General features: G+C 64.9%; 1 protein-coding gene. It reads right to left on the reverse strand.

Annotated features, from left to right (window positions below):
* A partial coding sequence (locus tag JHD64_RS21850; RefSeq protein ID WP_199055849.1) for a hypothetical protein occupies positions 1-211 on the reverse strand: 211 nt, incomplete at both ends.

Genomic DNA, 211 nt, shown 5'->3' on the forward strand with positions numbered 1-211 from the left:
TCGCTGCCACTGCCATCACTGCTGATGGCAATGGTGGCCACCGTATCCTTGCTGTCGCTATTGCTGGCGCTGGCGGTATTGCCAGCCACATCGCTGACGCTGGCTTTCACCGTTACCGGGCCATCCACCAGGCCGCTCAGGCTGCTGGCCGGAACGGTCCAGCTGCCATTGGCTGCCACGGTCGCCGTGGTGGTGACCACGTGGTTGGCGC

The sequence above is a fragment of the Aquitalea sp. ASV15 genome (genome assembly GCF_016429115.1).
Lineage (GTDB): Bacteria > Pseudomonadota > Gammaproteobacteria > Burkholderiales > Chromobacteriaceae > Aquitalea > Aquitalea magnusonii.